Genomic DNA, 23382 nt, shown 5'->3' with positions numbered 1-23382 from the left:
TAATAAAGTCAACAAAATTTTATAATTTTTTACAAAAATAAAATCAACCGCATTTTAGCGATTGATTTCAGTATTTATATAAATCCCTTATGGATTTTATTCATTAACGCCAAGTTCAATTCTTGAGAATTGTCGCACAACGATGTTTTCACCAAGTTTTGCGATAGTTTCTTTCAAGAATTGCTCAACAGTTTTGCTATCATCCATAATGTAAGATTGGGACAACAAAACTTTTTCAGCGAAGTATTTTTTAACCTGACCGTCAACGATTTTTTCAGCGATGTCGGCTGGCTTACCTTCTTTAGTAACTCGCTCTTCTGCTTCCGCTCGGACACGAGCAACTTCTTCTGCAGGAATGTCGGATTCGTTGGCGTAAGTTGGCGCCATTGCAGCGATTTGCATTGCGATTTGGTGCGCAAAGTTTTTGAAGTCGTCAGTTCGCGCAACAAAGTCGGTTTCACAGTTAACTTCAACGATTACGCCGATTCGGCCACCGTGAACGTATGATTCAACTAAACCTTCTCGCGCTTCGCGGTCACCCTTCTTTTCAGCCTTGGTCAAACCCTTCTTTCGAAGCGCCTCAAGAGCCTTGTCGAAGTCACCATCTGCATCAACCAAAGCGGCTTTAGCGTCGGTAAGACCAAGACCTGTCAATTCTTTGAGTTTTTTGATTTCTTCAATAGAAACAGCCATTTTTTCTCCTTAAATTCGAAAATTATTTTTCAGTCTTTGCAGATTTTACTGCTTCAACAACATAATCAACAAGCAATTTTACGCCCTTGATTGCGTCATCGTTAGCAGGTATTACGAAATCGATACCATCTGGGTTGACATTGGTATCAACAAGCGCAACTACTGGAATACCAAGAACTTTAGCCTCGCGGATTGCGTTAGCGTCGGCGATCGCATCAGTTACAAAAACAATTCCAGGCTTGCCCATCAAATCTTTGATACCGCCATAGCGAGTGTTCAAAACTTCGATTTCTTCAGCGTAGCGTTGAACCTCCAACTTGGAGTAGCGCTTTGCGAGTTCACCGGATTCCATTCGCTTTTCAAGAGTTTTTAGTTTCTTGATTTGCTGGTTGATTGTGCCGGCGTTGGTGAGCATACCGCCAACCCATCGCTCAACAACAAAAGGTTGATTTACAGATTGAGCCGCTTCACGAACAGTATCTTTAACTTGCTTTTTAGTTCCAACAAAGAGAACTTTTTTGCCAGATTCGACAGTCTTAGTGATAACTGGAAGAGCCTTTTCGAGCGCTTCGACAGTTTTTGTCAAATCAATAATGTGGCTATCTTGGCGCTTGCTGTGGATGTAAGGCGCCATTTTTGGGTGCCATCGGTGTGTTTTGTGACCGAAGTGAACACCTGCTTCAAGCAATTGCTTGATGTCAACTTCTACAGACATTGTAACTCCTTTGTCTTTATTTTTGGGAGATTTTCGAAATAGATTTCGCACTTTTCGAAAGGAATTTTCCCAAAAATTGTTTCATTAGTTTATATTACTTGAATATTTTAGCAAATTTTGGAGAAAAAAGCAAGAAATTTAGGGCTTTTATTTCTTCAAAAAATATGCTAAAATAGAAAAGTTATGAAAAAGAATTTACATCCAACCGAATATCGCCCTGTCGTATTTAGCGACGAGGTGGCTGGATTTGCTTTCTTGACTCGCTCAACAGCAGATTCAAAAGAAACTATCAAATGGGAAGACGGCCAAGAATATCCTTTGGTAAAAATCCATATTTCTAGCGCATCCCACCCATTCTTCACCGGTGAAGAAAAAATCATCGACACCGAAGGTCGCGTGGACCGATTCAAACGCGCACAAGAAATGGCTCAGGCTCGAAAAGAAGCATTGGCAAACAAAGCCAAAAAAGCAGCCGCTCAAGCAGCCAAAAAAGCAGAGCGATAGCGATAAGAACAAAAATCTCGTCCAATTCGGGCGAGATTTTTGTTCTGTCGTATTCTTAGTATTTTATCCGCCAATCGATTTCTTCCAGATTATTTTTTCGAAGAAAATCATTCGTCTTCGAAAACGGCCTTGAACCGAAAAATCCGCGACTGGCTGAAAACGGCGACGGGTGGGTGCTCTCAATCTTAAGATGTTGCGGGTTGGCAATCCGCGCACCAACTTTTTGCGCGTGTGCTCCCCAAAGAATAAACACCAACGGCCGCTCAAACTCATTCAAAAAATCAAGAATATTCTCCGTAAATTCCATCCAGTCAAGATTGGCGTGACTGGCAGGCTTACCCTTTTCAACGCTGAAAGCCGTATTCAAAAGCAGCACGCCCTGCTCTGCCCACGCCTCAAGGTTACCGTGCGGCGGAATCTCGCACCCCAAATCATCACGCAACTCTTTGAAAATATTTTGAAGAGAAGGCGGAATCTTAACACCCTTTTTAACAGAAAAACTCATTCCATGCGCTTGCCCCACTCCGTGATACGGATCTTGACCGATAATCACAACTTTTGTTTTTTCGAGCGGACAGGCTCGGAAGCAAGAAAACATTTCTTCGCGCGAAGGAAAAATTTCTTTAGTTTCGCGCTCCATATCGACTCTTCTGATCAGCCTTCGAAAATAATACTTCTCAGCCTCTGCTTCAATGAATTCTCGCCACGTTTTCATACTAAAATCATACCAAAACCACAACCGTTTTTCAACTCTTTAATTTTCTGCTCAAATCTGCTATAATTACTCTATATGCCAAAAATTGAACTAAATCTTGATAAACTTCGAGCGGAATACGCGGAAATTCGCGACTTTTTGAGTATGCCAACCGCATATTCTAGTCCAGATTTTACCGCCAAAAATAAGCGCTTTTCTGAACTTGAAAAAATCATTGAAAAGGGAGAACTGCGAGAAACTCTCGAAAAAAACATCCAAGAAGCCCGAGAACTCGCCTCTCTCGAAACCGGTGAACTTGCCGAACTTGCCAAACTAGAAATCATTGATAGCGAAGAAAAACTCGAAGCACTCGAGCAAGAACTCTTCGTGATGCTAACCCCTAAAGACCCCAACGACGACAAAAACGTCATTGTCGAAATCCGCGCAGGTGCAGGCGGCGACGAGGCTTCACTTTTTGCGGCGGAACTTTATCGTATGTATCTGCGATATTGCGAGCAAAATTCTCTCAAGACCGAACTATTGAACGAATCCGCCAACGACGCGGGCGGTTATAAAGAAGTTGTCTTTAGCGTTAAAGGCGATGCGCCCTACTCTAAAATGAAGTTCGAAAGTGGCGTTCACCGAGTCCAGCGCATCCCTGCAACAGAATCTCAAGGTCGCATTCATACTTCAACCGTTACTGTGGCCGTTCTACCAGAGGCTGAAGAGGCTGAAATCGAAATCGCACCCAACGACATTCGCGTTGATGTATTTAGAAGTGGCGGTCACGGCGGACAGTCTGTCAACACTACCGACTCCGCTGTTCGAATCACCCACATTCCAACAGGCATGGTCGTAACCAATCAAGATGAAAAATCCCAGATCAAAAACCGAGAAAAGGCAATGGGTATTTTGCGTGCGCGTCTTCTTCAGGCTAAAATCGACGAAGAAAATGCCAAACTCACCGCAGAGCGCCGTAACCTCATTGGATCTGGCGACCGCTCGGAGAAAATTCGAACTTACAACTTCCCACAAGATCGCATAACAGATCACCGCATTGGCTACTCTCGAAGCAACATCCCGGCAGCGATGAACGGTCAAATTGGTGATATCTTCGAGCATCTCCATGCTTACGAACTTGAACTTCTCGCGGAAGGCGCAAAGAATTAGCAGATGAAAAACACCATTCAAGAATGGCTCATTCGCGCGAACAAAAAACTTACTCAAGCGCAAATTCCATCCGCCAATCTGGATGCCGAGTTAATCTTGTCTAAAGTTCTTAGTCGTGAGCGCACTTATCTTCACGCCAAGCCCGACAAAAAACTCACCAAGCAACAAATCTTTCATGCCAATAATTGGCTCAATCTACGGGCAAAACGCGTTCCACTTGCTTATATTTTTCAGGAAAAAGAATTCTACGGCAGAAATTTCTTTGTAAATAATAGTGTACTCGTTCCGCGCCCAGAAACTGAAACTCTGATCGACTGTATAAAAAATTTATACATCGAAGGAGATATTATATTGGATGTCGGTACCGGCTCAGGTATTATCCCTATTTCAATCTTGGCAGAATTCCATAAAAATTTTGGAGATAACAAAAATCTCGAAGTATTCGCAAGCGATATTTCTCTGTCCGCTCTTGCTGTCGCCAATCTAAACGCCAAAAAAATACTCAATCAAGAAATTCCGCTTTTCGAGAGTGATCTATTAGAGAAAATCCCTCAAGGCATTCTCCAAAAAATTACAATCCTAACTGCCAATTTACCTTATGTAGACCAAAACTGGATCGACTTTTCTGAAGAAAATGAACTTAATCATGAACCACAAATTGCTCTCTACGCAGAAGATGGCGGCCTGGACCTGTATAAAAAATTGTTTCAGCAAGCACAAAACTTGCCAAGTATAAAATTTTTACTCATCGAAGCCGACCCGGATCAATTCCAAGATTTGGAAGATGTAGCAAAAAATCACCAATTCCGGCTGGTCCAAAAACAAAATTACACTCTAGTTTTTGAAAAAATAAAATAGCAAGCGAGAACTTGCTATTTTTAGTTGCTGTACGCCTCCAGAGTTAATGACTTCTCGAGTCGCTCCCGACCGCGATAGATTGTCAATTTGATAGTTTCGCCAACACTGTACTCAGATACAAGACTTAGGAGTGTCCCAGATTCGCCAATCTTTTCTCCGTTGATTTCTGTGATTATGTCACCGCTCTTCAAGCCTGCCTTCTCTGCCGGACTGCCAGACGCTACTACACGCTGACCATCTTGACTATAAAGATAAGCACCGTAGTTTATAGGCAAGTTTTGAGATTTAGCAATAGTTGGGGTTAACGCATGATAACTCACACCCAAAACCGCCCTGTCTGCTCTACCTTTTTCTACTAAAGATTTAAGCATGCCTTTAATTGAAGAAATAGGGATCGCAAATCCAATACCATCTCCATCTGTAGCCTTGGCCGTGTTTATTCCGATAACTTGGCCACGAGAATTCACCAAAGGCCCACCAGAATTGCCAGAATTGATCGCCGCATCGGTCTGGATCATACCAGATAGCGACTCCGCATCGCCACTGCCATCGGATGCTTCAACATTTCTATTCATTCCAGAGATAATTCCAGAAGTGATAGTATTTTGGTATTGGCCCAAAGCATTCCCAACAGCCACAACCTGCTGACCGACTTTTAATTTCTTACTGTCACCAAGTTCTGCTGGAGTCAAATTGTCTACACCGTCGATCTTCAAGAATGCTAAATCATTTAGTGGATCTTTGGCGACAATTTTAATATTTTCATAGATATCACCATTGCTCATAACTACAGAAATTGAGTTCTTACCCTCAATAACGTGCTTATTGGTAACAATATAGCCATTTTTAGATACTACGACACCTGTTCCAGCACTCTGCGTCGCTCGAACACCAAAGATAGAGCTACGAGAGCCAGTCCCCACAATAGACACAACGCTTGGCGAAATTTTTTGCGCCACTTCTTCAACTGAATGATTAGTTTTTGAAAATTCAGAATTTTCTACTGTCTGAAACGAAGAGTTTGAATTTTGCACCAACTCTCTCTTTAGGATCTTATTCGAAACAACAACTCCAGTTAGCACCAACCCAAATCCGCCCGCCAGTAAAATCCCGATAATAAAACTTTTGTCCTTTTTAACTTTTTTCATATCCACCTTTCTTATTGATTAAATCCCACTTGCGCTTCCAGAGAAAAACACCACCAAAATAAAGCAAAGCAAAAACATCATACCAATCGGCAACAATAAATCTTTTTTGGATTTTTCTGGATTTTTGAAATTAAGGATAAATTCGAAAACCGCAAAACTTAGCGTAGTCACCACAATCGAAACTTGTGGAACTATAAAGTTCTTCATCCCAAAGAGCGCATAGCCAGTAGTCCAAAAACTAAATAGCCAAAACATTTCTGCAACAATAACACCCCAGAACAGACTAAAAATCTCGATGTTCTTCTCCCCATCAACCGATAAAATATGTCGAAGGCTCGCATATCCAATCAAGAATCCCATCAAAACGACCACTTCTTGATTCCAAGCATAAGAGATTGACACTAACGCCATCGATCCAATAAGAACAGCCAAAATTGCTTGAAATTTCATATAAATTTCCGTGCTTTGAGGCTTCAAAAAGGTCAGCCAAATCACATAAAGACCCACCAAGATTGCCGTAGACAACAGATACTCCGCGCCATTGTGCCACATCAAAAGGACGATACCAATCGAGAATATCAAATCTACCAAGTTAGACTTAACATTTACAATCCAATATCGTGGCCGTACAGCAAAAGTACGCCATTTTGAAACCAACACAAGACCAATCGCAATAAACGGAAATTTGGTAATATAAATTGAAAGCCAAACCGCCCCAACTAATAAAATATTAAGCAAGGTGTGAGAAATACTACTCGCCAACGAATGTTTTTTTGAAAGATTTATAAACTCCATATTTTATAATTATATCACACTTATAAAATTTTAACCATAATTGAAAAAGTTTTTTGCTTGTGTTAAAATAGAATAATGAAGAGTAATTTTTGGCAGCGTCATCCGCTTTTATCCGATGTTTTAGGTATTTTTAGTTTTGTTTTTGCGGTTAGCGTAGGAACGATTTTGATAAATTCATTTCTTTTTCAAACCTATACTGTGGTCGGCGGAAGTATGGAAAACACGCTCCATGATGGCGATCGCGTGATTGTAAGCAGGATCCCTGCAACTTGGGCCAATTTAACCAATTCCAATTATAAACCCAACCGAGGAGATGTAATTGTTTTCAAAAATCCGCACTTTACCACTGGACAAAAAGATCAATATATAATTAAACGAGTTATCGCTTTTGCCGGAGAAAAAGTCAAGGTAGAAAACGGCAAGATGACTGTTTATAACAAAGAACATCCGGATGGCTTTGACGTTGACAAAAACTTTAATAATGAGCCCAAAAAATACACCTCTCACGATGGAGAATGGACAGTGCCTGAAGACGAGATCTTTGTCTCCGGAGATAATAGAGAGGGATCGGGATCGTATGACTCCCGTAGCGGACTTGGCACAATCCCACTATATCAGATAGTCGGCCCAGTTGCTTTGCGGATCTTCCCCTTCAATGGAATCAGGAATTTTACGTATTCTCAAGATTACTAATCTAAACCCTCTCATTCTCGAGAGGGTTTAGATTACTTAGAAAGAATTTCCTCGAGCCTCTTAAGCTCTTCTTCGCTCTTAAATTTAATGATGATCTGTCCAGACCCACGAGCGGAAGCCTTGATATTTACATCAGTTTTAAGCCATTTCGAGATGCGCCTTGTGGTGCTTTCGAAAGGCATCTTAACGATCTCTTTAGGCTTTTTATCTCCAGATTTCTCGGACTCTTTTTTATATTGAACCAAAAATTGCTCTAATTTACGCGCAGTCCAGCCCTCTTCGATGATTTTTGGCAAAATTTTTAGCACAGTTTCTTCATCTATTTTCAGGAGAGGCCTAACCTGACCCTCCTTCAACTCGCCAGAATAAACGTGTTTTTTAACCTCGTCCGGCAAATTAAGAAGTCGAAGTGTGTTGAGCACCGCACTCTCACTCCGCCCACCAACACGCTCGCCAATCTGCTTGGCGGTCATATTGAATTGCTCACGGAGTTTGAGATATGCGGTCGCCGTTTCAAGAACGTTGAGATCAGAACGCTGGAGGTTCTCAATAAGAGAGAGTTCGAGGCGGTTCTGGTCGGAAAGTTCTCTGATGATAGCAGGGATTTTTTCAAGTCCTGCTAATTTAGACGCGCGAAAACGCCTTTCGCCAGCGACAATCTCAAATTTATCACCCTTTTTAATCACTACAATTGGCTGAAGAACACCATGAACCTTGATAGAGTTAGCCAGATCTGCCAATGCTTCTTCATCAAAATGTCGGCGGGGCTGATCTGGGTCGGCAGAAATTTTGGCAAGAGGAATTTCCATCAACTTTGAGATTTCGACATCAACCCCTAATGTGGGATCGAATTGATCGTCAATTAGCAGATCTGTAGGTATAAGCGAAGAAAACCCACGCCCCAAACCTTTTTTAGCCATTATTTTTCTCCTTTCACGCGTTGAATAATTTCTTTAGTTACGGCCTTATACGCCCTTGCGCCTTTGGAAAATCTATCATAAACACCAACCGGCACACCATGACTTGGCGCCTCAGCAAGACGAATATTGCGCGGAATTGGCGTGTTAAATACCTTACCAGGGAAAAATCGCTTGATTTCTTCATAAACTTGGCCGCTCAAAGTGGTCCGAGAATCAACCATTGTTGGTAAAACCCCCAAGAGTTCAAGATCGGGATTCATACCTTTTTTCACTAGTTTCATACTCTCAAGCAATTGCCCTAGCCCCTCCATAGCGTAAAATTCCGCTTGAACTGGCAAAATCAAAAAATCACTGGCAATAAATCCATTCACAGTCAAAAGAGAAAGGCTCGGCGGGCTGTCGATAATCACAAAATCAAAACTCTCATTAACGCTCGCAAGAGCCGCCTTCAACTTAGAGAATCGCCCTTTTTCATTGGCAAGTTCTACTTCTGTATTGGCGAGAACTGGCGTCGCTGGAGCAATCTTCAAATTATCCCACTCGGTATCCAAAATCACATCTTTCAAAAATTTCTCGCCGGAGATAACATCGCTCATCGTTCCGCTTAAAGTATTTTTATCTACACCAAGCCCACTAGTGGCATTTCCCTGAGGATCAAAATCAAGTAAAAGCGTCCTGAATCCCATTTTAGCCAAATAAAAAGCAATATTAATAGAACTCGTGGTTTTGCCCACGCCTCCCTTTTGATTCGTAATCGAAATCACCTTCATACGCCCATTATATCATAAAACGCTCGTGCTTGCCAATATTTTTAGTCTTGATTTTTTAGCCAAAATTTGTTAAAATTGTATAGATATTAACTTTAATGAGGATTTTATGAAAAAAGCAGTCGTAAAAGTTGGCGGTAAGCAATTTATCGTTAGCGAAAAAGAGACCCTTCTGGTGGACCTCCTCCCGCAAGGAACAAAAGAACTCGAACTCGACGCTTTGATGCTTATTGATGGCGACAAAGTGGAAGTTGGAACACCTTTTGTGAAAGGCGTGAAGGTTTCCGCAAAAGTTGTTGACGAACTTGTTAAGGGCGAAAAAATCCGTGTGATCCGCTACAAAGCCAAAAAGCGTGTTCACAAAGAAAACGGACATCGTCAAAAATACACTAAAATCGAAATTACTTCGATTAAATAATATTAAGGCGGCCAGCCATTTTAAAAATCTCCCCTACTCAGGGAGATTTTTATTATTGTGCGACATAAGCATTTTACTCAAAAAATGAACAAAACCCCGCATGCGAGCGCGGAGTTTTGCTAAATTTAGGACTTATGGAAAAGATTATTTATCTTTCTTTGGCGTAATTTCTGGAGTCTTGATTTCCTTCTTTGCACCAAGGTTAGTAATCTTTTTCATTTCTTCCCGACTGCGGAACCAGTATGCTACTGCACCACTGAGCGCCGTCATTGCGATAATCATCATAGCGGCTTCCATTGGACCAGTTTTTGGAAGTTCTGCAGGAGTTTCACCACAGAGAGGATCTGTAGATTTGAGATTTTCTTTACCCTTGATTTGGCAAGGCTCTGAGCAATTTGGATCAGTAGATTTCAAATTCTCTTTACCTTTAATTTCGCAAGGCTGGTAACAATTTGGATCGTTAGCCTTGAGATGCTCCTTGCCCTTTACTGGACACGGATCATTGCATTTAGGATCATCTTTTTTGAGATGTTCTTTACCCTTAACAATACAATGTTCGAAACATTTTGGATCGTCTTTTTTCAAATGCTCTTTGCCCTTGATTTGGCAAGGCTCGAAACATTTAGGGTCATTTTTCTTGAGATGGGTTTTGCCGATAACTTGGCAGAAGTCTTTTTGTGGCGGTGTACATTTTTTACTAATATTGACCGTCGCAGTATCATTCTTATTGCCATTATTTGTTCGAATATGCGCTGTATTAGTTAGCGTATTAACTCCACAAATCAAATCTTTTTCTTCGGCGACCTTAGCCTTAAAGATTATATAGCCTTCTGCGCCTGTTCTATAATCACCAATATTTACGCCATTAGCAGTAACGACCGCATCATTCAAGACTTTTCCGTTAGGTAAAAGATTATTAAACAATTTAGTCGAACCCGCAACATATGTCATACCTTTTGGAAGAACATCCATAATATTAACATTGTTTTGCGTCGTAGTTCCAGTATTTTTATAGTGAATCTTGAAATCAACTATAGATCCAGCATTAACATCTTGGGATTTTTGGAAACTATTAGCATTTGTTTTGGATACGGTTTTCGAAATGTTGAAATCTGCATAGTCTGCCACAAATTTAAATTTAACGGATCCAGAATATTGATAACATCCAGGCAAAACGCCATTTAATGCAGAATATCCAATCAGATGACCTTCGCCAAAGAGGCGATTGGCGTCCAAAGCCATTCCGTTAATTGCACCATTTGAGGTGATATTAGCGCTACCCATAATATATCGAAGCGCCACATCTCTCTGTGGGGAATTTATAGTCGCATGATCGAACACTCTATTTGGTCGAGCATTCGAAGAAAGAATCTCCCCAGATACATCAACTTTCGATCCCTTTTTTACAACACTCGGCAGGGTTGCTTTAATTTTTGAATTTAGAGCCGCACCCCTACCTTGAGCATTGAGATCGCTTCGGGCGTTATTGTGATAGTAGATTTGAACTTCATATTCTTTACCTGGAACGATATCGACACTATCAACAAATTTAGGCGCTCCAACTTCCCTTATCCTGACAAAATTTCTCTCGTCACCAATATGAGGATCATTGGTTATAGAGTTAAATGTTGGGTAAGTTGCAGGGTTCTCCACTGTAAAAGTGGATCGTTCCGGACCCCAGGCCGATGCGGCGACCGTAGAGATCACCGCAATAGAGAACGAAATTCCAATTGATGAAAGTATTTTTGAAATTTTCATTTTTTACCTTTTATTTTTAATTTCCATTATACGGAACTACACTTCCGTCAGGCAAGTAGACATTGCCCTGTTGGTCAATCTTTATTCCACCGCCAATATCGGTAAGTTGTGTGTTCTCGCCGACCTCGGCATTATTCTCTCCCTGTCTCTGTAGATCTTCTCCTTGTTTGTTTTGAAGATCTTGCTGACGCGATTCGTCACTCTCGACAGCTTGATTAGCCCCCTGATCCTCTTCTTTGTCTACATCAACGCGAGGAGAATTATCTATATTGCCAGCGTCAATGTCTTTACTTTCAGTTCCGGGAGAAACATCTGGGGTTTGGTCCTTGTAACCATCCTGGTCATGAGCAACATCATTCTTTTGCTCCCCTGCGTCAAGTACGGTTGAGCTATCCTTTATATCCTGAGGTTTTAAGTTTGGATTTTTTGGGGTTTCCGGAGGTGTGTTTGGTGGGGTTGGAGTCGGTGCTGGTATCTCCTTAATATATGGTGGAATCTCAACAATAGTTCCATCACTTAATCTGAAGACAATTTGCCCACCACACTGATCTCGAAGCTCTTTGGTGTACTTAACTCCACCTATTTCAACGGACATAATCCTTGTCGTTCCGCCGAGGTTTAGATCGCTTGCGTAGGCAAAGTTAAGATCAGAGCCATCACCATTAACATCTTTTAGGTATACAGAGTTGAAGGCCTCTCCATCAAGACTGCCAGTACCTTCTTGCGTAAATGTTTCAGCGAAAACCTTCCTAATTTCGGCAACCTTGTTAAACGCATCTTCATCTTCTCTTCGATAATCATCAAAGAGCTTCTCTGCGCTTTCCGCAGTTAGGCCAAATGCCTCAAGCATAGCAGGTTCGGTCATCAAAAATTCTTGTATGATCGCAGGATTATCCTCGCTAAGAGCGTACTCCTTAAATTCCTCTGGTGTCATGTTTTGCGTATTAAGACCAAGAGATTCACGGCTTTCTTTTATCTCGTCGGAATCAAATAAGCCATTAATTCCTGGATGTTGTGCAAAATACGGATCAGCCTCTTCGTCGTAATGATTATTGCCAGAGAGCTTCTCCCGCTTTTCTTGGTTGCTTTCATTTATATTTAGGTTGAAACCGCCATCTACATTCTCATTCTCATTCACCTCTTCTGCTTGAGTCTTAGTGACGAGTTCGGTGCGTGGAGCGCTATCATCAGATTTCGGTTCAGAACTATTTGACCGCATAGCCCCAAATAAAACTGCACCAAGCATAGCAATTCCACCCCATTTCATTATCCTACTTCTCCAAGACTGCTTTTCTTTAGGATCTTCTTTCTCTTTACTTTCTAACGGATCGGCTTTGATCTCAGCCGGTAGGTTTTGGCCGAAGTTTTTTAGATCTGGATCTTTATCTTGCGCTAATAATTTATCTCGAAGTTTATTCTCCAAGTCAAACATATCTGAAGAAGCATCCTTGAAAGGCTTAAATTTATCCTCATCCAAACGACCATTTACGGTAGACCTAAAAATTCCATCCTTCCTAAAAGTGTTTCGAAGTTTAATAAGACGATCAATATCTTCTTCCGAAAAAGAATCTTTCTCTAAAATTCTATCGTAAGCTTTCTGCCATTCTTCTTGAAATCCAGACAAAAACTTTTTAGATTCTTTAGAGTTTTCTGGATTTTTAATCTCATCATAAGAGATTTCTCCATTTTTGGAAAGATTGTTGTTGGAGAATTTTTTATATTCATCCATAAAAGCACCAAATTGTGCCTGAGCATATCCACTCTCGACCTCTCCATTTTGAATAGCATTATACGCCATCTCATGGTAATCATCATACATCTTTTTGACGCTTTCAAAATCTTTCAATTCACCAGATTTTTTAGCTTGAAGGAATTCTTTGAATTTTGCATCAAGCATATCTTGAGCGGTAGGTGTGTCTTTTTTAGTTTCTGGATCTACTTCAATATCCTTACCTGATTCAGGAGCGACTTCTTTGTTGTCAGGCTCAATATCTTTATCTGCATTATCCGCCTTATTAGACACCACCCTGCCTTCAATTATATCGTTAAGATGATCTCGAAGTATATCAACCCTACCTTTGGCGGCACCACCAAGAGATTCTATTTTAGATAATTTCTCGTCAATAACTCGCCTCATAATATTGGCCTTTTCTGCTAATGCGCTTGCGTGCTCAGCAATCAATTTATCTTGACCTGGAGTCTTATTAGACATTACAGCCTTGCCAAGATTATCTATGCTTATCTCTAGCCATCTAAGCTTATGAGCATATGATTCAAGAGCTCTCGATCCGTCAATACTATTAAATACCGACTCTAAAGCATCTTGCCTTTGCGACTCCATATAGTCATCATATCGAGCCTGATCTTCTTGCCGACGAGCAATTTCTTCATTGATGAGCTGTTGCTTTTCAACTTCAGCATCAAAATCCCAATCGCTTGGAGGCGAATGCTCTTGACTAGATTGATTTAATCTGTTGAGATTCATTTTAGTCCTTTTTATTTTATATTTTATTTACTATCGTATTTTAACATAAACAAAATAAAAAAGTCAAGCATTTTGCTCAACTTTTTTCAAGATTTTATTTTTAAGCAACTTTTCCGATTATCGCGTGGCCCAAATTGGACATTTTTTGAGAGAAGTCGACGCTTCGGACTTCACTTTTGACTTGCGAAATCTCTCTCGACAAACTCTCGTGATCCATTCCTCGGTTCTGATTGCGTGCGATAAATTTTTCACGGCCGGCGTACTCAGCAAATCCCGCACTATAATCTTGCCAATACTCAACTGGCTCGCTGTCAAATCCATCGCTAAATAAATTAGAAGTTTCTCGCCCACGCTCCGTATTTCTCTGAAAAATATCTTTTCGCGCTTCGCTTTCATTCTCGCGGTCAGATTTCTCGAAGATGCTTTCGAGATTTTGACGAATTTGATCCGCCGACTTCTCCCGCTCACTCAATGACTCAACAGCGGTTTCATTCAGATATTCCAAAGAGAAACTCTGAAACTCATCCGCAGAAATCTCCCACGGATTTGAACTAATTTCTTGCTCAATATTCTTATTAAAATTTTCCATAATCTTATCTTTTTTGTTTTTATTTTTGCTTGATTATGCTTGTATTATAGCATAAGTTTTTTGAAATGTCAATAAAAATAAGCCCGAAATTTCTATCGAGCTTATTTTTGGTTTTTCGAAAAATGAAAATTACGCTTTTTTGAGCTTAATCTCAGTTTCGAAGCCTTCGATTTTGACACTTTGCGAGAATTCTGACTCGAAGTCACCCTCACTTGCCAAAGTTTCGCGCAAAATTTCTTGAACAAATTTTTTATACGCAGTTAGAATTTCTTGATTTTCAGATTGGATTTGAAGCAGAATTCTATCATCCACATTTAGTCCAGCCTTCTTGCGAGAAGCCTGAATGTGGCGAATAATCTCGCGCGACAATCCCTCATCACGAAGTTCTGGCGTAATTTCCCAGTCAAAATCGACTTCCGTAGCGTTTTTATGGCTCAAAATTTCGCCATTATCGCCCTTTTCAAACACGACATACTGAACACTTTTAACATTAAGTTCTTCTTGTAGAATTTCAACAAACCACTTAATTTCGCTCGAAGTCTGCGGAATTATTATGCTACTTAAAGGCTGGCGAATCTTAACACCATTTTTTGCTCGAAGCGCCAACGCTTCATTAACAAAACCACGGAGTTCCGCCATCTCAGCGATGACTTTCTCGTTGATCTCGCCTGCCTCTGGCCAATCTTGAAGATGAACCGAAGTCTCCCCATCAACCATCTTAGACCAAAGTTCTTCTGCGAGGAACGGCACAAACGGAGCCAAAATCAGAGACAGATAACCGAGAACATAGTGAAGCGTCTGATACGCCTGCGTTTTGTCACTATCGTCCTCGCTCTTCCAGAAACGGCGGCGCGAACGGCGGACAAACCAGTTCGAAGCATCGTCGAGGAACGGCAGAACACCTTCCAAAGCGCGCGGAATGTTGTAGGCGTCCATGTTCTCCGTGATTTCATTTCGAAGTTGATGAACGCGGCTCACAATCCAAATATCGAGCGGATTCTCAAGGTTTTTCGAAGGGTCGCGCAATTCGCCCTTAAATTCCCAACCGTCGACGCTGGCGTACATCGTGAAGAAATCATACATATTCCAGATCATTGAGAGTTTTCGTGCCACATCCGAAACATCTTTGTCGTGAAGCGCAAAATCTTCACCGTTAAGGAGCGGGCTCGAAAGCAACAAAAAGCGCAAACTGTCCGCAGAATAATTATCCATCAACTCGTTCGGATCCGTGTAATTGCCGAGAGACTTGGACATCTTTCGCCCGTCATTGCCAGCGACAACACCTGTCGTGATGACATTTTTGAATGCATTTTTGCCAAAGAGCGCCGTATTAACTGCGTGAACATAATAGAACCACGCACGGACTTGACCGACATATTCGACGATGAAGTCACCGGGGAAATTCTTTTCGAATTTTTCTTTATTTTCGAAAGGATAGTGGAACTGCGCAAACGGCATAGATCCACTTTCAAACCAACAATCAAGGACTTTGTCGATGCGGGTGTAGATCTCTCCATCTATCTCGAAGGTGATGTCATCAACCCACGGACGATGATAATCCTCGAGCTCAACGCCGGAGAGTTCTTTAAGTTCTGCGTACGATCCAATAACGCGGATTTTGCCACTTTCAGACTTCCAAACTGGCATCGCAGTAGCCCAGAAGCGGTCACGGGACAAATTCCAATCTGGTGCGGCTTCGATATTTTTAGCAAAACGACCGCGTTTTAAGTGAGATGGAAACCAGTTGATATTTTCATTCTGTTCGATCATAAGATCTTTTTGACCCTGAATATCGAAGAACCAACTTGGGTGAGCACGATACATCAAGCGATGACCAGTGCGAGGATTGTGCGGATAATCGTGACGGATATAATCAATCTTCCAGACAATTCCGCGCTCTTTCAATATTTTAGCGAGAGGTTTATTAAATTCCCAGACATCGTTACCGGCAAATTCGCCCGTGAGATATTTTCCATACTCATCCAAAGTGTGATAAACCGGCACGCCATACTTCTTACTAAATTCGAAGTCTTCCTCTCCATAAGCCGGCGCAGAGTGAACAATTCCCGTTCCAGATTCGGTCGAAACATAATCGGCAGGCCACACCTTGTAAGCGTTCTCGGCGCCCTTACCTTCAAATTTATACTCTGGCAAGATCGGATCGTACTCAAGCCCAATCAGATCGTTTCCGTCAACTAGCGCCAAAAGTTCATAATCGAGGGGATTTTTCTTTTCATCGACTAAGACCTTTTCAAGCAAATCTTTTGCTAAAATGAAACACTCATCACCCAATTTTACCTTGGCATAAGTAATTTCTGGATTGATGAAAAGACCCATATTGGCAGGCAAAGTCCAAGGCGTGGTCGTCCAAGCAAGAAGCGCAACCTTATCTTTGCCACCAGTAGAATCCTCAAAATTCTTAAGCCAGAATTTAACAAAAACACTCGGATCGGTCACCACCCGGTAAGCATCATTGTCCATCGTCATTTCATTCTTGGAAAGTGGTGTCGCCCAAGCGGTGTCATACATCAAGACACGCTCACCCTCATAGATCTTACCCTTCTCGTAAAGAGTTTTGAATGCCCACCAGACGGATTCCATAAATTCTTTGTCCATTGTCTTATAAGCATTTTTGAACTCAACCCAACGGCCAACTCGATCAATGGTACTCTCCCAGAGAGCGGCGTTAGAAACCATACTCTCTCGAGCCGTAGTTATGTATTCTTCGAGCGAAATTTTGGAGCCAACTTCGTGACGGGTCTTGATGCCTAGTTTCTTCTCTACAAAGTTTTCCGCTGGAAGACCGTGCGTATCCCATCCCCAACGACGCTCAACACGACGCCCGAGCATTGTCTGGTAGCGAGGCACAGCATCTTTGACGATACTCGAAAGGAGCGTTCCGTGGTGAGGCACGCCCGTGATGAATGGAGGACCATCATAAAAGACAAAGGCGTTGTCCTCGCTCCGATTTTCTACTGATTTTTCGAAGGTTTTTTCCGCCTTCCACTTTTTGACGATGCCTGCCTCATACTCTTTAGCCCGTCGTCTTGAATTTGCTTGAAATTTCATTATTCCTCCTTGAAATTAAAAAATTATATTAAATATTGAAATTACCGAAACTACAGCCCAAACAATATTTACCGTTGCGGTCTGCTTTACACCATGCCTTAGAGATATCATCACTGCGATGGCCGCCCCGATCAAATTCATAATTTGATATTCTATCGATTCTACTTTCATAATTTTAAGACTGGCAAGAGAGTAACTTAGGAGAAAAAGCACCGCTCCACACCAACCTATAAATTCCATCTTAGAAAGCCCCATCTTCTTTTGAGTCTTTTTCGCAACTCTTTTAATAGTCTTTTTCATAAGATTCCTTTCAAAAAATTAAAAATCACCTCTTTTAACTTCGAGAACCCGCTTTCGCTGGCGTTACCATCTCGATTCCAAAAGAAGTGATTTCACTTTTTCAGCCCTTAATTTTGGCTTTTTCGGAGCCTGCCCGTTGGGTTCTAATAAGTTCTTAGCAAACCGTTCTTCCCAATGCTCGCGGGTGATAGCCGCTCAAACGCTTTAATCTATTTTAACAAAAAAGAGCCAGAAAATCCAGCCCTATTTTGCGTAAAAACTAACCTCATCTATAGTAGGCAGAGGTCGCCCTTTCCACATATTTTGCAACATTCCATCATCAGAGATCGCCAGTATTGTCGGATACTCCACAATATCATATCCGCGCAAGAAGAACTCATTATCTCGGTCTTCTGGGTCGCGGACTTCAATTTCTCGACCGGTTCTTTTTTCGAAGTCGCGCAAAAAACTCTCAACTTCTCGCCCGTGATCACTAAATTCTTTATAAACGGCAATTATTTTCACTTTTCGCTCCTGATTTTTTCTAAAATTTCTTCGAAGTCATCGATTGTTCCAAACCCATTGAAAACGCTCGCAAATCGAATATAAGCAACCTTGTCAATATCAAAAAGCGCTAACAAAACTTCTTCCCCGATAGTTCTTGAAGGTATTTTGCCACCGCGCGCAATCAAAGAATTCTCCACACGATTGATGATTTCTTCAATTTGAATTTCCGAAATGAATTTTCCAACAGATCTAACAATAGAAGTTTTGAGTTTGTCTCGATCGAAATGCTCTCGCCCACCGTGAGACTTGAGAACGGTGATGCTTGGCTTTTCAATCCGCTCATAAGTCGTAAAGCGCACGCCGTCAGCAGAAACTCGGCGGCGGCGAATTGATTGCCCATCCGCCGAAACTCGGCTTTCCAAAACTTTAGTTTCGTCCAGATTGAACATTTTCGAAACTCCTTGAAAGATTATTTCTCTCGATTTTTCTTGCGGCGGCGAAGGAACGCTGGAATGTCACTCTCGTCATCATCTTCTGCTTCAGTCCAGATATTACCGCCCTGAATATCAGAGGTAAAGTCTGCTGCAGGAGAATCTTCTTCCTTGTCAAGTTCCATATCAATCGCCTGAGAGATGGCTTCATCAATTTTTTCTGGTTTATCTTCTTTGAGATCAAAAGTCTTCGACACAGCGTCATCAAGGCTCGAAGTCGTATGATTATTATACTCACGGTCAAAGCCAGTTGCCACAACAGTAATCACGATCTCATCTTCAAGTTCTGGCTTGAGAGTTGTACCAAAGATAATATTGGCATCTGGAGAGACCGCTCCGGTGATGATTTCAGCCGCTTCCTGAATTTCAGCCATAGACATATCATAGCCACCAGCAATATTAAAGAGAACTCCGCGTGCGCCATCGATAGAAACTTCAATCATTGGACTTTCTATCGCCTGCTCAGCAGCCTTGGTAGCACGACCCTCACCACTTGCGCGGCCAATTCCCATAAGCGCAGATCCAGCGTTACTCATAACAGATTTAACGTCTGCAAAGTCAAGGTTGATCATACCGTGCTCAGTGATAAGTTCAGAAATACCCTGAACACCTTGGCGAAGAACATCATCAGCAATCTTGAATGTCTCGAGAAGGGGCATATTTCTATCTATAGTCTGAAGAAGACGATCATTAGGGATTGTGATCAATGTGTCGACCATTGCGGCAAGTTTTTCAATCGCCCAGTCTGCGTTCTTCTTGCGCTTTTGGCCTTCAAAAGCAAAAGGACGAGTTGCGACTCCGACAACCAAAATTCCCATTTCTCGAGCGATTTCCGCCACGATATGACCAGCACCAGAGCCTGTTCCACCACCCGCGCCAATAGTAATAAAAATCATATCCGCGCCCTGAAGAGCCTCACGGATTTCTTCACGAGATTCAGTTGCAGCACCCTCTCCTACAAGCGGATCAGCACCCGCACCAAGACCGTTGGTAGTTTCTCGGCCCAAGTGGATCTTTTTGTCCGCCTTAGAATTATACAATGCCTGTGCGTCAGTATTCATAGCGATGAATTCGATGTTGTTCAAGCCAACATCTTTCATCCTGTTAACTGCGCTTCCTCCAGCACCACCGATTCCGACAACTTTAATTTTTGCGAATGTTTCTACTTCATTTGGTTTAATCTCTGGCATAAAACTCCTTTACTTCTCTCAATTATAACATTTTTATCGCTTTTTTCCGAATATTTTAGCGAAAATTCCGCCAAAACCGCTTACTTCTGCTCGCTCGCGACGATTTTCCGTCGGCAAATCTCGCATATCCTCGAGCATCAACCCCACGGCAGCCGCATATTCTGGTTTTTTGAATTCATCAGAAACAGTACTTTCAAGGTGGATTTCACCAACTTGTGATGCAAGTTCTAGCATAGACTTTGAGTATTCTGCAATATTTTTCATATTAGCGCCACCACCAACGAGTACTACGCCACTTGGCAACTGTTTATCAAATCCTGCTCGCTTAAATTCTTTTCTAACTTCTTCAAAAATTTCTTCGAGACGTGCCTGAATAATTTCATCAATTTCAGAAGTATTGAAACTATAATGCTCACGACCTTTTTTAACCATAATATCTTCATCTTGTTCACGGTTTCCAGCAATCGCATGTCGAAGTTTAATTTCTTCAGCAATCTCGGGCGTAATCTTAAGACAAATCGCAAGATCGTTAGTGATATTAACGCCACCAATCGGAATCACGCGGAGATACTGAAGATCACCATCTTCATAAATTGCAATTCCTGTAGTTGTGGCACCAAGATCAATAACAGCAACGCCACTTTCTCTTTGTTTTTCAGTTAAAACAGCGCGTCCAGCAGCCATGACGCTAGGAATGATCCTGTTAACTTCTAAATCAGCAAGGTCAGCAATTTGTTCAATATTACTCTGGTGAGGTATCATAGAAGACACAACATTAGCACGGACTTCAAGCCGAGATCCAGACATATCCAACGGATTAGATATTCCACCTTGTCCGTCTAAAATATAAGAATAAGGAATGAAATCAATTGTTTCTCGATTAGCAGGGATTTTACCTATAGTAGAAACTTCTCGAAGTCGCTCAATGTCGCTCTCTAGCACTCGATTCTCACTCGAAGCAAGCGCAATCATGCCCTCAACTTTATTACTTAAAAGGTGTGATCCATTTATACTAAAACTTGCTCGGCCGATCTGATAACCGCTGATATTTTCAAGTTCAATCAATGATTCATCAACCGCCTTGGCTGGACCCTCAAGATGAGAGATAATACCCTTCTTCATTCCTGTGTTTTCATACTGACTAATGCCCACAATTGTCGGCTGATTATGTGAATCCAAACTCGCCACAATACTTCTCACAGTAGTCGTACCGATATCCACACCTGCTATATATCGAGAATGCTCATTCATACAACTATTATACCGCTAATGGCAAAAATTTTCAAGAACAAAATAACACTACCCTCAAATTTAAGCGTAGTGTTGAAATAATTTTGGTGCTGGAAGTAGGACTCGAACCTACGAAGCCGAAAGGCGGGAGATTTACAGTCTCCTGTGATTGCCGCTACACGATTCCAGCAGATATAAAAAATGTATTTGGAGCCACCTTTCGGATTCGAACCGAAGGCCTGCTGTTTACAAAACAGCTGCTCTAACCAGCTGAGCTAAGGTGGCATAGCCAAATACTTTTTTATTATATCGTAAAATTTTATAAAACGCAAGCCCTTTTTATTATTTCAGGAAAATATTTTTATAAAATAAAAATCGCCCTCTTCCGAAAAGCGACCTATAAAATAATTTTGGTGGCTCCTCCCAGACTTGAACTGGGGACACAAGGCTCTTCAGGCCTCTGCTCTACCAACTGAGCTAAAGAGCCACGCCTTTTTATTATACCGCACTTTCTTTCAAAACGCAAGGATTATTTTTCGAAGAATTCTATAGTAGAATCAACCACACCAAATCCAGCCAAAATCTTGGAGATTTCTGTTCGAGACTTCGATTTTTTTACGCCCTTTTCGATAAAAATTGTCGCTGTATAAATATTTTGTTCGCCATCCAAAGTCCAGAAATGAGAATTTTCAATCTGTAAAATTCCTTCAATCCGCAGAATTTCTTCATCTATTTTTGTAAAATCTTTGACGCTTGGCGCAGAATTTAGAAGCACTTTTACACTCTTAACCATAACCTCAATAGCATTCCAGCCAACCATAAGCAAAATCACCAAAGACATCACGCGATCAATCTGATGAAACCCAGTGAACCAAATCAAAATAGATGACAAAAACGCCATAATCCAACCCATCAGGTCTTCAAGCATATGAGTAAAAATTGCCTTATCGAGTAGACTCTTGGAGCCGTGGAGTTTTTTAGCAGACCAGAGATTCACCACGACACCTATAGCAGACACAGCCATCAAACCCGGTACGTTAACATATGGGTGATAGTGAGGACGGGCAAATTCATAATAAACATACCGAGCAACCTGATATGAGCCGAGTAGAATCAGCCCAGAAGTAACGACAGCACCAACAACACTCAATCTTCGAAATCCATAGTTATACTTTCGAGTGGGCTTTTTCTTGCTGAAAAAATCCACCAAAAACATCGATGCCAAAACACCAGCGTCTCCAGCATCATGAATTGCGTCCGCCAAAATCATTTTAGAATTAAAGATCAGCCCAAAAATAAACTCAAAAATCGAAAATCCAAGATTAAGCAAAATCGCAATCTTAAGATTGTCTTTTCGAATTTTGTGTAAGTGATTGTGCGACATAACCTTAACTATTTTAGCATATTAAATAGAAAAAAGCGACCTTCCTTAGAAAGTCGCCATATAGCATCTATAATACATCTACGCCATTAACATTATGACCCACATGCCTCCTGCCAGTATCTGGATCTAATTCAAGAACGCTATCACCCATCGATATGTCGAATTTAACCGGAATCATAGTCAGTCTCTCAACTACACCAACTTCACTAACTCCACCATCATATGCGTTTGTATATTTATAAATATTATACTTACGCTTTTGCTCTTCGGTTATATTCCTTAAAGACCCTAATGACATCCATTGAGTCTGCGCGTAGTAAGCTTGAGGCCTATCATCGCTTTTTAAATAATCAGATGGACTACTCAACTCAACAAGCTTACCAGTATCTTCATCTACAGTGCAGAAAAACCTCTTCTTAGGAAGTTTATCGCCAACACCACCCTTGGCTGCACTACTAACAGTATCGATAGCCTCCCATGATTTCATATCAATAGACTCAGGTTGTCCAGAATATTTAAACTTTGCCCCTTCGAAATCTGTAAAAACCGTAAATTTAAAAGGCTCATGCTCACCATACTGCTCATCCCCCTCAAGCCTCTTGAACCGCTTAAAGCTTCCGTCTGGTTGCTTTTCGTAAATAGAATCCTGAGAAGAATCACCAACTCCGCTGTCAGTAGTAAATCTCTTGACACTTTCAATTTTTATATTTTTATTTACAGCAAAATTACCATTCGAATCGAAAAAATCGGAAATATTCTTGCCAGAATTGATAGCTTCCATCTTTTCATCCTGAGATAGACCACTTTGATAGAATCTATCAATCATATCATCATTAGCACCATCATAAAAACGCTCCTTATTATCTTCGAAACTACGCCAGTTGTCAGCTGGCCCCCAAGAGTCTTGATTTGAAGTATTCGAAGAAGGCTTATTGAAATTTTTCATTTTCGAAAAATCCTTTCTTTTTATTTTTGTTTTTTCGATTTAACACTCGCATTATACCATACCCCCCCCCCATTATGTC

At 41.3% G+C, this 23382-nt stretch carries 23 protein-coding genes and 3 tRNA genes; 5 read left to right on the top strand and 21 right to left on the bottom strand.

Annotation, left to right across the window (positions count from 1 at the left end):
• Window positions 1-96: 96 nt before the first annotated feature.
• Window positions 97-693 carry a translation elongation factor Ts gene (gene tsf, locus Q4A21_00815; GenBank protein MDO4902081.1) on the bottom strand — a complete coding sequence of 199 codons (597 nt, stop codon included), beginning with the start codon at window positions 691-693 and terminating at the stop codon, window positions 97-99.
• 22 nt (window positions 694-715) lie between these two features.
• Complete coding sequence (gene rpsB / locus Q4A21_00810) at window positions 716-1408, bottom strand: 30S ribosomal protein S2 (GenBank protein MDO4902080.1); 693 nt, start codon at window positions 1406-1408, stop codon at window positions 716-718.
• A gap of 183 nt (window positions 1409-1591) precedes the next feature.
• Between rpsB and Q4A21_00805 the strand changes: the two genes are divergently transcribed.
• Complete coding sequence (locus Q4A21_00805; protein ID MDO4902079.1) at window positions 1592-1912, top strand: type B 50S ribosomal protein L31; 321 nt, start codon at window positions 1592-1594, stop codon at window positions 1910-1912.
• A gap of 55 nt (window positions 1913-1967) precedes the next feature.
• Here the strand turns inward: Q4A21_00805 and Q4A21_00800 are convergent, their stop codons facing one another.
• A complete protein-coding gene (locus Q4A21_00800) occupies window positions 1968-2627 on the bottom strand; it encodes a uracil-DNA glycosylase (GenBank protein ID MDO4902078.1) in 660 nt (219 codons plus the stop codon).
• 75 nt (window positions 2628-2702) lie between these two features.
• Between Q4A21_00800 and prfA the strand changes: the two genes are divergently transcribed.
• Both prfA and Q4A21_00790 read left to right on the top strand, forming a co-directional pair.
• Window positions 2703-3776, top strand: a complete 1074-nt coding sequence (gene prfA, locus Q4A21_00795) for a peptide chain release factor 1 (GenBank protein MDO4902077.1) — start codon at window positions 2703-2705, stop codon at window positions 3774-3776.
• 3 nt (window positions 3777-3779) lie between these two features.
• A complete protein-coding gene (locus Q4A21_00790) occupies window positions 3780-4634 on the top strand; it encodes a HemK/PrmC family methyltransferase (GenBank protein MDO4902076.1) in 855 nt (284 codons plus the stop codon).
• A 20-nt stretch (window positions 4635-4654) separates the two neighbouring features.
• Here Q4A21_00790 and Q4A21_00785 read toward each other — a convergent pair whose 3' ends face one another.
• Complete coding sequence (locus Q4A21_00785) at window positions 4655-5782, bottom strand: trypsin-like peptidase domain-containing protein (protein MDO4902075.1); 1128 nt, start codon at window positions 5780-5782, stop codon at window positions 4655-4657.
• Between the two features lie 18 nt (window positions 5783-5800).
• Complete coding sequence (locus tag Q4A21_00780) at window positions 5801-6577, bottom strand: hypothetical protein (GenBank protein MDO4902074.1); 777 nt, start codon at window positions 6575-6577, stop codon at window positions 5801-5803.
• Window positions 6578-6652: 75 nt separating this feature from the next.
• On the opposite strand from Q4A21_00780, the gene lepB reads away from it, so the two are divergent.
• Window positions 6653-7270: a signal peptidase I gene (gene lepB, locus Q4A21_00775; GenBank protein ID MDO4902073.1), complete on the top strand. Its 618-nt coding sequence runs from the start codon at window positions 6653-6655 to the stop codon at window positions 7268-7270.
• 32 nt (window positions 7271-7302) lie between these two features.
• Here the strand turns inward: lepB and Q4A21_00770 are convergent, their stop codons facing one another.
• On the bottom strand, window positions 7303-8190 hold the full coding sequence (locus tag Q4A21_00770) for a ParB/RepB/Spo0J family partition protein (protein MDO4902072.1): 888 nt from the start codon (window positions 8188-8190) through the stop codon (window positions 7303-7305).
• The gene (locus tag Q4A21_00765) at window positions 8190-8960 is read right to left on the bottom strand and encodes a ParA family protein (protein MDO4902071.1); all 771 of its coding nucleotides are present in this window, start codon (window positions 8958-8960) and stop codon (window positions 8190-8192) included. The genes Q4A21_00770 and Q4A21_00765 overlap by 1 nt, the downstream gene beginning before the upstream one ends.
• A gap of 106 nt (window positions 8961-9066) precedes the next feature.
• Between Q4A21_00765 and rplU the strand changes: the two genes are divergently transcribed.
• Window positions 9067-9375, top strand: coding sequence for a 50S ribosomal protein L21 (gene rplU, locus Q4A21_00760; GenBank protein MDO4902070.1), 309 nt, complete (start codon window positions 9067-9069; stop codon window positions 9373-9375).
• A gap of 144 nt (window positions 9376-9519) precedes the next feature.
• Here the strand turns inward: rplU and Q4A21_00755 are convergent, their stop codons facing one another.
• From Q4A21_00755 to Q4A21_00690, 14 genes are all read right to left on the bottom strand, one after another.
• Complete coding sequence (locus Q4A21_00755) at window positions 9520-11133, bottom strand: hypothetical protein (GenBank protein ID MDO4902069.1); 1614 nt, start codon at window positions 11131-11133, stop codon at window positions 9520-9522.
• Between the two features lie 16 nt (window positions 11134-11149).
• Complete coding sequence (locus Q4A21_00750; GenBank protein MDO4902068.1) at window positions 11150-13618, bottom strand: hypothetical protein; 2469 nt, start codon at window positions 13616-13618, stop codon at window positions 11150-11152.
• A gap of 100 nt (window positions 13619-13718) precedes the next feature.
• The gene (locus Q4A21_00745) at window positions 13719-14207 is read right to left on the bottom strand and encodes a hypothetical protein (GenBank protein MDO4902067.1); all 489 of its coding nucleotides are present in this window, start codon (window positions 14205-14207) and stop codon (window positions 13719-13721) included.
• A 129-nt stretch (window positions 14208-14336) separates the two neighbouring features.
• Window positions 14337-17276, bottom strand: coding sequence for an isoleucine--tRNA ligase (gene ileS, locus Q4A21_00740; GenBank protein MDO4902066.1), 2940 nt, complete (start codon window positions 17274-17276; stop codon window positions 14337-14339).
• Between the two features lie 15 nt (window positions 17277-17291).
• Window positions 17292-17576, bottom strand: a complete 285-nt coding sequence (locus Q4A21_00735; GenBank protein MDO4902065.1) for a hypothetical protein — start codon at window positions 17574-17576, stop codon at window positions 17292-17294.
• A 243-nt stretch (window positions 17577-17819) separates the two neighbouring features.
• Window positions 17820-18080, bottom strand: a complete 261-nt coding sequence (locus Q4A21_00730) for a hypothetical protein (protein ID MDO4902064.1) — start codon at window positions 18078-18080, stop codon at window positions 17820-17822.
• Complete coding sequence (locus Q4A21_00725) at window positions 18077-18511, bottom strand: ATP cone domain-containing protein (GenBank protein ID MDO4902063.1); 435 nt, start codon at window positions 18509-18511, stop codon at window positions 18077-18079. The genes Q4A21_00730 and Q4A21_00725 overlap by 4 nt, the downstream gene beginning before the upstream one ends.
• Window positions 18512-18531: 20 nt before the next feature.
• Window positions 18532-19743, bottom strand: coding sequence for a cell division protein FtsZ (gene ftsZ, locus Q4A21_00720; protein MDO4902062.1), 1212 nt, complete (start codon window positions 19741-19743; stop codon window positions 18532-18534).
• 33 nt (window positions 19744-19776) lie between these two features.
• On the bottom strand, window positions 19777-20994 hold the full coding sequence (gene ftsA / locus Q4A21_00715; GenBank protein MDO4902061.1) for a cell division protein FtsA: 1218 nt from the start codon (window positions 20992-20994) through the stop codon (window positions 19777-19779).
• Between the two features lie 84 nt (window positions 20995-21078).
• Window positions 21079-21163, bottom strand: a tRNA-Tyr gene (locus Q4A21_00710).
• An 18-nt stretch (window positions 21164-21181) separates the two neighbouring features.
• Window positions 21182-21258 (bottom strand) — tRNA-Thr (locus tag Q4A21_00705).
• A gap of 126 nt (window positions 21259-21384) precedes the next feature.
• Window positions 21385-21460: transfer RNA gene (locus Q4A21_00700), tRNA-Phe, on the bottom strand.
• Between the two features lie 42 nt (window positions 21461-21502).
• On the bottom strand, window positions 21503-22357 hold the full coding sequence (locus tag Q4A21_00695) for a cation diffusion facilitator family transporter (GenBank protein MDO4902060.1): 855 nt from the start codon (window positions 22355-22357) through the stop codon (window positions 21503-21505).
• Between the two features lie 67 nt (window positions 22358-22424).
• Window positions 22425-23303, bottom strand: coding sequence for a hypothetical protein (locus tag Q4A21_00690; GenBank protein MDO4902059.1), 879 nt, complete (start codon window positions 23301-23303; stop codon window positions 22425-22427).
• Window positions 23304-23382 lie beyond the last annotated feature (79 nt).

The organism is bacterium, assembly GCA_030530825.1.
GTDB lineage: Bacteria > Patescibacteriota > Saccharimonadia > Saccharimonadales > Saccharimonadaceae > Nanogingivalis.
Note: the sequence above shows the minus strand (reverse complement) of the source record. Positions and strands in the feature narration are given on the sequence as shown.

Bases quoted from the DNA above. Each gene is read 5' to 3' on its own strand.
- tsf (MDO4902081.1), bottom strand. From the start codon at position 693: ATGGCTGTTTCTATTGAAGAAATCAAAAAACTCAAAGAATTGACAGGT.
- rpsB (MDO4902080.1), bottom strand. From the start codon at position 1,408: ATGTCTGTAGAAGTTGACATCAAGCAATTGCTTGAAGCAGGTGTTCAC.
- Q4A21_00805 (MDO4902079.1), top strand. From the start codon at position 1,592: ATGAAAAAGAATTTACATCCAACCGAATATCGCCCTGTCGTATTTAGC.
- Q4A21_00800 (MDO4902078.1), bottom strand. From the start codon at position 2,627: ATGAAAACGTGGCGAGAATTCATTGAAGCAGAGGCTGAGAAGTATTAT.
- prfA (MDO4902077.1), top strand. From the start codon at position 2,703: ATGCCAAAAATTGAACTAAATCTTGATAAACTTCGAGCGGAATACGCG.
- Q4A21_00790 (MDO4902076.1), top strand. From the start codon at position 3,780: ATGAAAAACACCATTCAAGAATGGCTCATTCGCGCGAACAAAAAACTT.
- Q4A21_00785 (MDO4902075.1), bottom strand. From the start codon at position 5,782: ATGAAAAAAGTTAAAAAGGACAAAAGTTTTATTATCGGGATTTTACTG.
- Q4A21_00780 (MDO4902074.1), bottom strand. From the start codon at position 6,577: ATGGAGTTTATAAATCTTTCAAAAAAACATTCGTTGGCGAGTAGTATT.
- lepB (MDO4902073.1), top strand. From the start codon at position 6,653: ATGAAGAGTAATTTTTGGCAGCGTCATCCGCTTTTATCCGATGTTTTA.
- Q4A21_00770 (MDO4902072.1), bottom strand. From the start codon at position 8,190: ATGGCTAAAAAAGGTTTGGGGCGTGGGTTTTCTTCGCTTATACCTACA.
- Q4A21_00765 (MDO4902071.1), bottom strand. From the start codon at position 8,960: ATGAAGGTGATTTCGATTACGAATCAAAAGGGAGGCGTGGGCAAAACC.
- rplU (MDO4902070.1), top strand. From the start codon at position 9,067: ATGAAAAAAGCAGTCGTAAAAGTTGGCGGTAAGCAATTTATCGTTAGC.
- Q4A21_00755 (MDO4902069.1), bottom strand. From the start codon at position 11,133: ATGAAAATTTCAAAAATACTTTCATCAATTGGAATTTCGTTCTCTATT.
- Q4A21_00750 (MDO4902068.1), bottom strand. From the start codon at position 13,618: ATGAATCTCAACAGATTAAATCAATCTAGTCAAGAGCATTCGCCTCCA.
- Q4A21_00745 (MDO4902067.1), bottom strand. From the start codon at position 14,207: ATGGAAAATTTTAATAAGAATATTGAGCAAGAAATTAGTTCAAATCCG.
- ileS (MDO4902066.1), bottom strand. From the start codon at position 17,276: ATGAAATTTCAAGCAAATTCAAGACGACGGGCTAAAGAGTATGAGGCA.
- Q4A21_00735 (MDO4902065.1), bottom strand. From the start codon at position 17,576: ATGAAAAAGACTATTAAAAGAGTTGCGAAAAAGACTCAAAAGAAGATG.
- Q4A21_00725 (MDO4902063.1), bottom strand. From the start codon at position 18,511: ATGTTCAATCTGGACGAAACTAAAGTTTTGGAAAGCCGAGTTTCGGCG.
- ftsZ (MDO4902062.1), bottom strand. From the start codon at position 19,743: ATGCCAGAGATTAAACCAAATGAAGTAGAAACATTCGCAAAAATTAAA.
- ftsA (MDO4902061.1), bottom strand. From the start codon at position 20,994: ATGAATGAGCATTCTCGATATATAGCAGGTGTGGATATCGGTACGACT.
- Q4A21_00695 (MDO4902060.1), bottom strand. From the start codon at position 22,357: ATGTCGCACAATCACTTACACAAAATTCGAAAAGACAATCTTAAGATT.
- Q4A21_00690 (MDO4902059.1), bottom strand. From the start codon at position 23,303: ATGAAAAATTTCAATAAGCCTTCTTCGAATACTTCAAATCAAGACTCT.